Source organism: Paenibacillus sp. NMA1017, assembly GCF_058895805.1.
Genome location: NZ_JBZXYR010000001.1, coordinates 395,199 through 407,802 on the forward strand (window position 1 = coordinate 395,199; position 12,604 = coordinate 407,802).

Below are 12,604 nucleotides of genomic sequence, written 5' to 3' on the forward strand. Positions count from 1 at the left end.
GTGCATTTGACTCTATTATAAAGTATGATGGTTTCTGTTGAATAGTTGCTTATGGACTGTAATGAATTCGAATTTCAAGTAGAAGTATAAATTGGAATATACTGAAACACAGACAGCGTTTACCTATTAAAAATTAATTTTTTATTGTGTAAGGTATTCATTTCAAGAGCTTTTCGTACGACATATATATAGGGATATCATACTTGTCTATAAAAGGACTTAAGACCTATTACATAAAATTCAAGGGTCTATGATCTCTATTATTATGTTTGTAAGGGGGACTTGATTATCTCATTCGATAAGCGGTTCAACACCATATACAAAAATACAACCAGGGAGTGGAACATTTTGAAAAAGTGGAGTAGCTTATCATTCTTCACCAAAAACTTATTATTATCCTTCTTCAACATCGTATTGATTGGGCTAGTCCTTATTGTGTCCAGCTATTTGATCCAACGTACGATTTTGATAGACCAATTGCATGGGCAAGTGGAAAAAATCACATTGAAGTGGGCTCAGGGCATTAATTCCGATGAAGTAACCCAAGCTGTTCAAGAGAAAAATTATGATGGACCCATTCAAACCAAACTCCGCGCGTACCTAGATAACATCATGGCGACAAATCCGAATATCTCCCATGCCTATATTTTCGGGACGGAGCTCGAAAATGGAAATCTGACATCTATTGTGGCGATGCCAACGGATCTCAGAGAAGCATTTGAAAAAGATAAGATGCTCGTCGGCTCTATGTACGAGCAACCCAATGTCGTGGCAGTCGGCGTAACCGGTATGCTGGACAGTGGAAAACCAACATTCACCAGCTTCTACGATGATTCTTTTGGTACATGGACAACTTTGATGACTCCGATCAAAGATCCAAGTGGCAAAATCTTTGCATATTTTGCAGTTGATGCAGATGCCGGTGCCGTACCTGCAGGATTGACCAAGCTGCTCATTAGCGGCGCTACCATTTTAGTGATTTTCCTACTGATCTGCCTGGCGCTTCAATATTGGGTTGTGAAACGCACGCTGTCCCCGATTAAGCAACTGATGTACGGTATCAGCGAAGTAAGCAAAGGAAACCTGGATGTTCAAATTCACGCAGGTCAGGATGATTTGGGGCTCGTGAATCAGAACTTCAACGATATGGTAAGCCATATTAACAGCATCATGACCAAAGTGAAGCAAACAACTGATGAAGTCAATGAATCTGCCAAGGAACTACTCGCAATCTGCGAACAAAACGGAATCAATTCCAACATCATCAATCAAAACATCAGTGAAATCACCGAGAATATCCGTTCACAGGAAAAAGCAACAGGAGATAGTGCACGTGCCATGGCTGAAATGGCTTCAGTAATTCAAAATATCGCCACTAGTTCTTCCAATGTTGCGGAGGAAGCCAATTCGGTAGAGAAACGTTCTAATGAAGGCAACGAGATTGTAAGTAAGGTATCATCCCAAATGCACTTGATTACCGATACAGTAACCAATACTTCCCGTATTATCAAGTTGCTGGACAGTCGTTCGCAGGAAATCGGCAATATTATCAGTACCATTTCAGGCATCTCCAGTCAAACCAACTTGCTCGCTCTGAACGCTTCTATTGAAGCTGCGCGCGTTGGTGAAGAAGGTAAAGGCTTTGCCGTTGTTGCTAGTGAAGTACGTAAGCTGGCAGAACAATCTGCGGATGCAACCAAACAAATTACGTCCCTGATTGAAGAAATTCAAAGCGAAATCGGGCAAGCTGTGAAGTCGATGGAGCAAGGTAACGTTGAAGTTCAAAACGGAATCGTCGTTGCCGGACAAGCAGGCGTGCTGTTCAATGATATTCTTCAAGCAACTAAAAATGTAGCATGGCAAATCCAAGAAGTTTCCAGTGCTACTGAGCAAATATCTGCGGGTACACAGGAAATGACAGCGACAGCAGACGATCTTTCTTCCACCGTAACCAAAACAGCCAATAACAGTGTTCACATTGTGCAAACGGTGGAGGAACAAAAAGCTTCTTTGGATTCGATCATTGATTCATCTCATAAATTGACGTCCATGTCTGAAGAGCTTCAAGAAATTACATCTTATTTCAAAATTGCAGACACCAACCGTACCAAATCATAATAACCATTTATCGACTCCAAAATTTATTTCATAAGTAAATCATTCAGTGATGCCTCCCTCCTGTTCATGCATTTGAAGGGATCGGAGGCATTTACTTAATTTACCATTTATATTAAGACATCATACATTCAGGAGGTTAGCGTAATGGCTTCATTACTACAAAACAGCATACAAACAATCCCATCCCCATTCCTAGTTCCCTTGGATTGTGCACGTATACAACGCAAGCATACATCCTCTACTTATCAAGTAGAGTTAGAAGCGTCCATCTCGGAACAATTAAATCAGCAAAAAACTGCGGAAGACAAACAAGCGTTGCTCTTGTCAGCATATACTGCATGGGTATATCGCCTATCCGCAGAAGAAGAAGTTTCTTTTTCTACATTTGTGCCACAAACCGGTCTGCTTACAGCTTCGCTGACAGTCGAAAAGGACACGACTTTTCATGAACTAGCAGACTTATTTCAAGAGATGCTCCGTGAGCCTAATGCATACCTTGCGGAACCACAAGCCGATACTTCATTTTCGGCAAATCTGCCTACGGACAGCGGTGTAGAATCCCGTATTATGGACTGGGCTGTTAGTGAACACAATGGCGTTTATCAAATACAGATACGATATGATCAATCACTCCTGCTGGAAACAACGGTTGTCCGATACGCAGAATACTTTGAAACCCTTTTGCGTGGCGCGCTAAACAACAGCCATGCACTTGTGAATTCAATTGATATATTATCGGATGCGGATCGAGCTGCTCACGAAGCTTTAAATAATACAGTCGTGAAATACCCTGAGCATCAAACTATTCATGGAATGTTTGAGGAGGCGGCTTCACAATACCCTGATCGTCTGGCTATTGCTTCCCACACTGGGGAGTACACGTACCGTGAGTTGAACGAACGTGCTAACCAAGTCGCACGTGTCTTGTTATCCAAAGGTCTTACCAAAGGTGAATTCGTGACCATCTTTATGGAACGGAGCTTAGAGACCGTTATTTCCCTGCTTGGTATCCTGAAAGCCGGAGGCGTATATGTGCCTGTTGATCCCGCCCACCCCGCTGACCGGAGTAGCTACATTGTCGAAGACACGCGTTCTCCTTTTGTCTTAACAACTTCCGCACTCATGGACCAAGCGACTGAACTGTGCGGTTCCATTGAGACGGTAAAAGAAATTTTAGCGATTAACGGACCGCTGGCAGGCTATGCTGCAAGCAATCCGAACGTTAGTGTAAATCCGGATGATCTAGCTTATGTCATCTATACATCCGGCTCTACAGGCAAACCAAAAGGTGCCCTGATCGCTCACCGCGGTGTCGTTAACCTAGGAGCTGTCGTGCAACGCGATTGCGACATTACACCTCAGGATGTATTGACCCAATTTGCAACCTACAGCTTCGATGCATCCGTTTGGGATACCATTGGAGCCTTGTTTTACGGTGCAAAATTGTACTTGCTGTCTTCCGAAGAACGTGTATCTGTTGAAGAATTCGCTGAAGCCATTGCACGTACAGGCACGACGATTATTACCATTTTGCCGACCGTATTCTTTAATCAGCTATCTACGTACTTGTCAGACGAAGGCTATCGCAAACTCGCTAAGGTACGGATTGTTACTGTAGCAGGCGAAGCGCTGTACGGCTCCCAAGTTCGAGCGTTCCAAAGCAAATTCGGCACAGATACCGACATCGTAAACGTATACGGACCGACCGAATGCACCGTAGCGACGACGACCCATCGGGTCCGTGGTGCCGTGCCTGAGCATGTCGTCAATATTCCGATCGGCAAGCCGATTTACAATTACAAAGTGTATATCGTTAACGAAGATAACAAGCTCTGCCCTGTCAATATTCCAGGTGAAGTATGCATTGCTACTCCTGCGTTGGCCCATGGCTATCTCCATCAGCCAGAACGTACAGCCCAATCGTTCGTGGACAATCCTTTTGTCCCGGGTGAAAAAATGTACCGCTCGGGTGATATCGCCAAGCTGCTGCCAGACGGTACGATTGAATACGTAAGCCGCAAGGATTCGCAGCTCAAAATTCGGGGAAATCGGATTGAAATCGGGGAAATTGAAGACCATTTTTCTAAGTATCCAGGTGTTCAGGATGTCGCCGTGGTAGCCGTCAAAGATCACACAGATCAGAACATGTTAGTTGGCTATTTCACCACGGCGGATGGACAATCCATTCCACAAGACGTTATTCAGTCTTATATTGGGGGCAAGCTACCTTCTTATTTTGTACCAAGCCATGTCGTTCATCTGGAAGCTATGCCCATTTCACCAACTGGCAAGATCGATCGCAAAAAGCTGGCCCTGCGGCCACTGCCGGAAGCGTCTGATCTTTCATTTGGCGGGGAACCTCTTCGAGAAGGAACCGAAACACTCATTGCCGAAGCATGGACTCAAGTGCTTGGTAAAAATAACATTGGCGCTACCGATGATTTCTTCCTGATCGGGGGCGATTCGCTTCGTGTCATTCATGTGCTGGCTATTCTGAAACCGCGTTATGGCGCGCTGCGCATCGGAGACTTTTTCCGCTACAAAACCGTTCGTGAGCTTGCTGAATACGTGGAACAATTAGGTACAGAACAAACGCCGCAACGCAAGCCACTCGCGATTCCTCAAGAAAAAATGGATTTGAATGAGCATCCTATTGAGTTGTCTGGTGCTTCTGACTTAGCTGAAGTCCGCGACTTGCGCGTGATTTTGTTGACCGGGGCTACAGGCTATCTGGGCTCGCACATTCTGTATGACCTGCTTCAACGGACAGAAGCCAAAGTATATGCGATGGTACGCCCTTCTCAGGACGGTCCATCTGGTATCGAGCGTATTCAGTCCGTATTGACGGGATATTTTGGACAGGATATCTCCAGCTTGATTGAAGGACGGGTAAAGGCTGTCTATGGGGATCTGGAGCAAGCTGATCTGGGTCTCTCTTCCGTCGACCGCCATATGCTGGAGCACCAAATCGACGGTATCATTCACAGCGCCGCTGACGTTCGCCATTTTGGTGATTCGGCAGCCTTCGATCGCACGAATGTGACCGGAACACTGGAACTGCTGAAAATCGCCCAAGCCAAGCCAGGAGTATCCTTCCATCATGTTTCCACTATGGGAATACCGGAGGATCTTGCTAACGAGGGAAAATGGGAGTCGGCATTAGAGCTTTCTTCCTTCCCAGACGAACTGAACGTGGACAACCTGTACACGAACAGTAAACTCGCGGCGGAGAAGCTGTTGTTCCAAGCAGCTCAAGCGGGTACGCCTGTCTCGATCTATCGCGCGGGTAATTTGACAGCCCATTCGGCCAACGGACGCTTCCAGCGAAATATTGACAGCAATGCTTATTATCGTATGATGAAGGCGATGCTGCTGCTGGGCAAAGCGCCACAAGCCGATTGGCATACGGACTTCACACCGATTGATTACGCCAGCCGTGCTATCGTAGAACTGTCTGTTCATCAAAAAAGCGCAAACCGTATTTTCCATATCTGCAATCCGAACCCACTGCCATATGATGAACTGATCGCTATGGTAAACCAACTCGGTTACGCAGTAGAAACCCTGCCTTTTGACGATTACAGCGCCTGGTTGCTAAATCCGTCTTCCGGCATTCAGGAGGATGCACTTCATCTTGCTATGGGACAACTGGAAGGTGACGGAGCCAAGGATTCAGCTTACCGTTACGGATGCTCTGTAACCGCAGCTCTGCTGGAACAAGCTGGCGTTCAATGCCCGGCAACCGACCTGAATTTTATTCGGAACATGATCCAGCATGCCGTCGAGATCGGTTACTTCCCGACCTCTTCATCGGTATCTGTAAAAGCAACACAGAGGTAACAAAGTTGTGATATTTCTCCCGCATGTTTTCGGTATGATAGACTAGATTTTGCTAGTTTCATATTTAGTATAAACCTCTATACTTTCAGAATTTTTTACATGCGGGGGATGTCATTCAATGAAACACACTTTTTTTAAAAGAACATTGCTAATCATAAGTTTGTTGGCTATTTTAGGAATTTTGGTGTATGAAGCACGTAGCATATACCACACACCTACAGTTAAAGGGACTCATCGTACACGCACAGCTCATGCAGATCGACTGGTACGCCATTTATTTTCACTGACGCCTACACCAGATAAAGTATATTACCAAAACAAAGTCATAGTCCTGATGTATCATGAGGTGACCAAGACTCCACCTGATCCCGGTGCTCTCAAGCTAAGTAATTTAACGAGGCAGTTGGACGAAATGAAAGCTAACGGCTTCCACTGGATCACGATGAAAGAGTATACGGATTTTATTTTACATAAAGCCAAGGTTCCTGATAATGCGGTACTCATGACATTCGACGACGGCTATGAGTCTTTTTATACGGACACTTTTCCCGTGTTGAAAAAGTACCAGGTACCAGCAACCAATTTTCTTATCACGTCCACGATCAGCAATCCCAAACATATTGGTATTCCAAAGCTGACATGGGATCAAATTCATCAGATGCATGCCGAGGGCATTGATTTTTACAATCATACCAATGACCAGCACGCGTACGGATACTCCAATACAGCACGCACCAAACAAAAGCCGCTTCTGATGGGTCCGGTGTATTCTAAAAAACTGGGCCGAATGGAAACCGAGGATGAGTTCAAACAGCGGGTTTATACCGATTTGGACATGGCTGACAAGAAGCTGTTCAAGCATCTACACAATGATCAGAATGTACTTGCCTTCCCTTATGGTGGGTATACCAAGGAAACGCTGGAAATTTGCCATTCCTTAGGAATTGACGTTACGTTCACGGTAAAACGGGGGATTAACTCGCCAGGGCAAATGAACGGCTATCGCGTCAATGCAGGTGGAATACACAATATTCCAGAAGTATTGGTGCAATATATGAAGGAAGGTGCTCCCCTTCGCCCACTTCCTTTTGCCCAAGGTCCCAACAAGGTATCCTAAACGTTGGTTAGCTTAATGAAGGAGAAAAAAGAACCTTTAAAACCATTTATGTCGTGGTTTTAAAGGTTCTTTTGTTGTTTGAGATGTAGATTAGGGCCAGATGCGAATTGCAGCAATAACAGCCAGATGTAACGGGTAAAAGCTACGCCACAACCAGCGCGGTACCCGACTATAAAATCCGCTTTCTCCAGTTGCAAAACATACGATCAGAATGCTGGACAGCAGACTAAAGTGTTGGAGATTCGCGTGATGCACCATATCATATACGACGTTCAAAACAAAATGGGCTGCAATCATCATATATGAACGAGTGTATCGATAAATGAGAACCAATAGCAGTCCATAGGCTCCGTAATCCATCTGGCTGAGCTCCATAACCAGAGCTAAAAGGACGTACAGGCCCGTTACAGCCGTCCAATGCTTCAAGCGTGATGTAGCAGCCAGCACGAGCAACGAGGCCAATAGCGTCCAGATTACGTTCGGTCTAAGCACATCAAACGCCAGCATATAGGGCACCTGAGAAATCAGAGCCAGTCCGAGTAGACGGAGCATATAGCTCTGCATGTCTCGGGTATGAGTATATCCCAAATACAGCGCGTACGCGTAGATTGGAAAAGCAAGCCTGCCGGCAATTCTCCAAGCCGGATCCGTCGGAAAAAACACAAGTCCGACATGGTCAATCAGCATCGTCAGCATGGCCAACCAGTACATACAAGGCCCCCTTATTCATGTTTTACGTTTTTTCTTCTGTCAAGCTCAGAATGGCGTTCATGATGTCCGTTTTCGTAACCCGTCCCACCAGCCCCCGAATTGGAGTTGAGGAGCTACATTGCTCGTCCAAAACTGGAAGACAATTGACCTGATGCCGAATCAGTTTCGATATCGCTTCCAGTAAAGTGTCTTCTGGAGCAAGCGTCGTCATTTGGGCCCGGCGCGTCATTGCCATGGTCACCGGGACGGTGTGAAGATCGGTATGCCCCAGCATGACCTTCAGCAAATCCTTGCGGGTAACAATTCCAATGAGCTCCTGCTCCTCCCCTGTGACCATCAGCGTACCTGTATTTTGCTGAAACAGCATCAGCACCGCATCATAGGCGGTCGTGTCACCGGAAATCAAAATCGGATCACTAAGTATATCCGCCACCGTCAGCTTTTTGAGCATATTGCCGATATGACTATCATATTTGGGGTAACGTCCTGGGAGGTAGCCTACCTTCGGCTTGGCATCCACCAGCCCGAGCATAACGAGCAGAGCAAGGTCAGAACGGAGAGTCGGACGTGTCAGTCCCAGTGTTTCAGCAATTTTATCCCCCGTAACAGGTGCCAGACGCCGGACAATATCAACAATTTCCTGCTGTCTTTCAGACAGTTGAATAATGATTACCTCCTTATGGAGTGGGGTAGTATACATTATAAGTGAGCATGGATCGGTAAATTTCAGCATCTTCCGACAATTCATCAAATTTTAATCATACACAGCTTGTTTTCAAATTTAAAATGTGTCACAATTAAGAATGTAATACATACTAATTATAAGTTTAACGTGTGCAATATGCTACATTTAAATGAACTATTGTACATCGCATGGATATGTATTATGTATGATATAAACCTGAGGAGGAAATCAAATGAAATTTTTCTTGGATACTGGTAACATTGAAGAAATCAAACGTATTGAACGTTTGGGTCTGGTTGATGGTGTAACAACGAACCCTTCACTGATCGCTAAAGAAGGTCGAGTGTTCAAGGAAGTCATTCAGGAGATTTGCAGTATCGTTGAAGGTCCTGTAAGTGCTGAGGTTATTGGCTTGAAGGCTGAAGATATGCTCAAAGAAGCATATGATATCGCCAAGTGGGCACCAAACGTGGTTATCAAGCTTCCTATGACCGAAGACGGCTTGTACGCTTGTAACGAGCTGACCAAGAACGGAATCAAAACGAATGTAACACTGATTTTCTCCGCGGCTCAAGGTTTGATGGCAGCCAAAGCTGGCGCTACTTTTATCAGCCCGTTCGTAGGGCGTCTGGATGATATCGCTGTTGATGGCATGAAGCTGATTCGTGAACTGAGACAAATTTTGGACATTCATGGTCTGAAATCCGAAATCATCGCCGCATCCATCCGTAATATTAAGCATGTAGAAGATGCTGCTCTGTCTGGTGCACATATTGCCACCATTCCAGGTTCCTTGCTCCCTTCTCTGTGGAAACACCCGCTGACAGACAGCGGTATCGAACGCTTCCTGAAGGACTGGGAAACTGTACCTAAAGCTTAATTCGCTAGTCATGGCAAAACGATACTATATCAACCCAAACAGCCCGTATTTTACGGGCTGTTTTTTTATTTTGACTTTAGTGATGGCAGAACCCAAAACGCTGCACAACTTTTTTTGACAAAATAACTTGTTGTTCATATAATTGTTATAACAACTAATTAATTTCGAAGTAATTTATGTACGGGAAACAGAAAGGAGTACCTATGAATAACTTGCCTCCCGATTGTTCCATTGGGATGTTGCTCGGGATTACTCATCGCAAAATGAGTCAGCAGCTCTTGCAGCGCCTCAAACCTTATGATATTTCCCCAGAGCAATGGTCGGTTCTGTACCAAATCTATCAGGCTGAGGGTTTAAATCAGAAAGAAATTGCAGCTAAGGCCGTGAAGGACCAGCCTACCACGACTCGAATTATTGATTTGTTAGACAAGAAGGGCTGGGTACGGCGTGTGAATAGTCCACAGGATCGTCGGGCCTATCTGCTTCATTTGACTGAAGCAGGCCGACAGCTTGTGGAGAAGACTCTTCCTGTCGAACTTGATGCCAATCACGATTTTGTAAAAGGAATTTCCTCGGCCGATCTGAAGCAATTCCGCCAGACTCTTTTACAAATTCACGCCAACATGACTGAATCAGAAAAACAAGGAGAGAACGATTAATATGCAACAAGGCAAGCAACCTCTTTGGACCAAGGAATTTATCGTTCTTACGGTTTCCAATTTATTTTTGTTTCTGGAATTACAGATGATCCTATCTTCCATTCCTTCTTATGTGAAAAATACATTCCACGCTAGTTCCGTTCAGGTCAGTCTCGTTACCACCTTATTCGCTTTAAGTGCGATTGCAGCACGACTCTTTTCAGCCCGTATGTTGGAAAAAGGGCACCGCAGTACCCTGATCTTCGTGGGACTGCTGTTTGCATTGGCAGGAACGCTGGGGTACAGTGTTTCGCCGACGATTACAGTGCTTCTGCTCATGCGGATGTTATTTGGGATCGGCTTCGGTATGAGTAGTACGGCCTTTCCAACGATGGCCTCTGACGTCATCCCGCCCAAACGTCTCGGTGAAGGAATGGGTTTTTTTAGTCTGTCCACCAGTCTAGCGATGTCGATTGGGCCAACCATCGGCATTTCGATGCTGCAATACGGGAGTTTCAACCTGCTTGCCTATACGACAGCAGCTGTAATTGTTGTGATATTCCCGTTGGCTTACTGGCTGATTCGTACACTACCCAAAGGGCACATCGAACCACCTATGGTTCCTTTGGAAGAAGGGCGAAAACCGGCATTTAACCGTAAATTGTGGATTCCCGCCTTGTTGAACATGCTGATGTCTATCACATATGGTGGGTTACTCGGCTTTATGGCGCTTTACGGGGATGAAGCAAATCTGGCGCACCCGGCCTACTTTTTCCTGTTTAATGCGGTATCCGTGCTGATCGTGCGTCCCTTCTCGGGCCGTATTTACGACAAAAAAGGGGCAAAAGCACTGCTCATCCCCGGCTCCCTGTTTTTAATTGGCGGTCTGATCCTGCTTTCCTACGCACGCAGTGATGTCTTCATGTATATGTCTGCTCTTTGCTACGGTATCGGGTTTGGTGTCATGCAGCCGACCCTGCAAACCTGGATGATTCAGGTCGTGTCTCCTAAACAGAGGGGCATGGCAAATGGTATGTTTCTCAATTCCCTCGATTTTGGGGTTGCAGCTGGAGCGCTTATACTTGGCATTATCGCCAAAGCAAGTGATTATGCGTGGATGTACCGTCTTTCCTCGCTGTTTATTGTACTGTTCTTGCTGATCTATGTTATACAAATCGTCGCAAGCCGTAAGCCTAAAACGCATGTCCCTCTAGAAGGGTAAGAGGAATCAAAAACACCCGTTACCATGATTTCATGGACAACGGGTGTTTTCTCTTTATTTCACAGGAGCTTTACGTCTTAGCTTGGGAGAAAGAGGCTTTTCTCGGGCCACGCCTTTTAGCTCCTCATTTACACTCATACAGTCACTGGACTTGTCATCTGCGGGTTCATCCTGCTTGGGTCTGACCGCAAACAGCATCAGCAGAGCTGCAATGCCTCCCACTGCGGCCATCACGCCAAAGAGCAGACCATGTCCACTGCGACCCAGCAGCAATGAAACAACCGGAGGACCTAGTGACACCCCGACAAAGCGCATGCTGCTATACAACGAAGTAATGGTTCCACGCTCCTCTTTTTCAATTCCCTTCGTAATGAGAGAATCCAAACAAGGCAGTGCGAGCCCAATTCCGCCGCCCCCTAACGTAAACAGCCCGATCACCGCATAAATATTTTGGAAAAATCCGAGAATGGCAAAGCTGATCGTCAATATGGCCAAACCGCTAAAACCGATCCACTTCATGCGCTTTTTGTGCTTGCCGATGATCTTGCCTCCTACATAAGAGCACAGACAGAGGGAGATCAACGGAATGGCTAACACAAAACCTTTCCACACTCCATGGAGGTTGTAACGACTTTCTAGTATGTCAGATAAGTAAAACAGGACGCCAAAAATGACAAACATACAAATACCGCCCATAGCAAAAATAGCATAGAGCCAGCGGCCTTTTTCGCCAAGCACCTGCTTTACATTTCCCACAAACTCTCGAAACATAATCGGTTGGTTTTTACGCTTGGGCACATGGATCAGCCAAAGCACTAAAATGAGAGAAATCAGACAGAGGCCCGGAATCACCGCCAATGGCAAAAACCACAGAACAGCTCCCAACGCGGCACCGAGTATCGGGCTTAACACTTTACCAAATGTGTTGTAGGTCTCAACTACCCCTAGGTTTTTGCTGGCCTCATCCTCGTTTTCGTACAGATCACCCACAAGCGGAATGACTATAGGAAAAGCCCCTGCCGCTCCCGCACCCTGAAGTAGGCGGCCTGCAATAATAGTCCAGTATGCTGCCGAATCGTGAAGCAGCCATGCTCCCGCCGCAGAAATCCCCCCTCCAATCACAGTCAGAATCAGACAGGGAACAATCACCGCCTTACGGCCAAATCGGTCGGAGAGATAGCCCGCAATCGGTATCAGTAAAATGGCCACCACCGCATATACAGTAATCAACATGCTAATCCGAAAAGAACTTACATGTAGCTTACGTCCGATTTCCGGTAAAACAGGAATCAGCATGGAATTACCCAGCGTCATCATCAGCGGGATGGAACCTAACGCAAGCAGATTCCCTTTATTTTGTTGCATCCCGTTACCACCTTTGCAAAAGTAATAA

The 12,604-nt window shown here is 45.8% G+C and carries 9 protein-coding genes; 6 read left to right on the forward strand and 3 right to left on the reverse strand.

The annotated features are described in order from the left end of the window. Nucleotides 1-348: 348 nt before the first annotated feature. The 3 genes from AC5ELV_RS01870 to AC5ELV_RS01880 all read left to right on the forward strand — a co-directional run bounded on the left by AC5ELV_RS01870 (nucleotide 349) and on the right by AC5ELV_RS01880 (nucleotide 7,075). The gene (locus tag AC5ELV_RS01870; protein ID WP_493428911.1) at nucleotides 349-2,118 is read left to right on the forward strand and encodes a methyl-accepting chemotaxis protein; all 1,770 of its coding nucleotides are present in this window, start codon (nucleotides 349-351) and stop codon (nucleotides 2,116-2,118) included. A 144-nt stretch (nucleotides 2,119-2,262) separates the two neighbouring features. Continuing rightward, nucleotides 2,263-5,958 carry a non-ribosomal peptide synthetase family protein gene (locus AC5ELV_RS01875; protein ID WP_493428912.1) on the forward strand — a complete coding sequence of 1,232 codons (3,696 nt, stop codon included), beginning with the start codon at nucleotides 2,263-2,265 and terminating at the stop codon, nucleotides 5,956-5,958. 118 nt (nucleotides 5,959-6,076) lie between these two features. Beyond that, nucleotides 6,077-7,075 (forward strand): polysaccharide deacetylase family protein, encoded by a 999-nt coding sequence (locus tag AC5ELV_RS01880; RefSeq protein ID WP_493428913.1) that lies wholly within the window; start codon nucleotides 6,077-6,079, stop codon nucleotides 7,073-7,075. Between the two features lie 90 nt (nucleotides 7,076-7,165). On the opposite strand, the gene AC5ELV_RS01885 is transcribed toward AC5ELV_RS01880, so the two are convergent. Together AC5ELV_RS01885 and AC5ELV_RS01890 are read right to left on the reverse strand one after the other, a co-directional pair. Further along, nucleotides 7,166-7,786, reverse strand: coding sequence for a TraX family protein (locus tag AC5ELV_RS01885; protein WP_493428914.1), 621 nt, complete (start codon nucleotides 7,784-7,786; stop codon nucleotides 7,166-7,168). 22 nt (nucleotides 7,787-7,808) lie between these two features. Beyond that, nucleotides 7,809-8,519 carry a CBS domain-containing protein gene (locus AC5ELV_RS01890; RefSeq protein ID WP_493429336.1) on the reverse strand — a complete coding sequence of 237 codons (711 nt, stop codon included), beginning with the start codon at nucleotides 8,517-8,519 and terminating at the stop codon, nucleotides 7,809-7,811. Nucleotides 8,520-8,703: 184 nt separating this feature from the next. Here AC5ELV_RS01890 and fsa point away from each other — a divergent pair, with 184 nt between their 5' ends. The 3 genes from fsa to AC5ELV_RS01905 all read left to right on the forward strand — a co-directional run bounded on the left by fsa (nucleotide 8,704) and on the right by AC5ELV_RS01905 (nucleotide 11,211). Continuing rightward, the gene (gene fsa, locus AC5ELV_RS01895; protein ID WP_013309811.1) at nucleotides 8,704-9,351 is read left to right on the forward strand and encodes a fructose-6-phosphate aldolase; all 648 of its coding nucleotides are present in this window, start codon (nucleotides 8,704-8,706) and stop codon (nucleotides 9,349-9,351) included. A 203-nt stretch (nucleotides 9,352-9,554) separates the two neighbouring features. Then, nucleotides 9,555-10,010, forward strand: coding sequence for a MarR family winged helix-turn-helix transcriptional regulator (locus AC5ELV_RS01900; protein ID WP_250244617.1), 456 nt, complete (start codon nucleotides 9,555-9,557; stop codon nucleotides 10,008-10,010). Nucleotide 10,011: 1 nt separating this feature from the next. Continuing rightward, nucleotides 10,012-11,211: an MFS transporter gene (locus AC5ELV_RS01905; RefSeq protein WP_493428915.1), complete on the forward strand. Its 1,200-nt coding sequence runs from the start codon at nucleotides 10,012-10,014 to the stop codon at nucleotides 11,209-11,211. Nucleotides 11,212-11,265: 54 nt separating this feature from the next. On the opposite strand, the gene AC5ELV_RS01910 is transcribed toward AC5ELV_RS01905, so the two are convergent. Continuing rightward, nucleotides 11,266-12,576 carry an MFS transporter gene (locus tag AC5ELV_RS01910; protein WP_493428916.1) on the reverse strand — a complete coding sequence of 437 codons (1,311 nt, stop codon included), beginning with the start codon at nucleotides 12,574-12,576 and terminating at the stop codon, nucleotides 11,266-11,268. Nucleotides 12,577-12,604 lie beyond the last annotated feature (28 nt).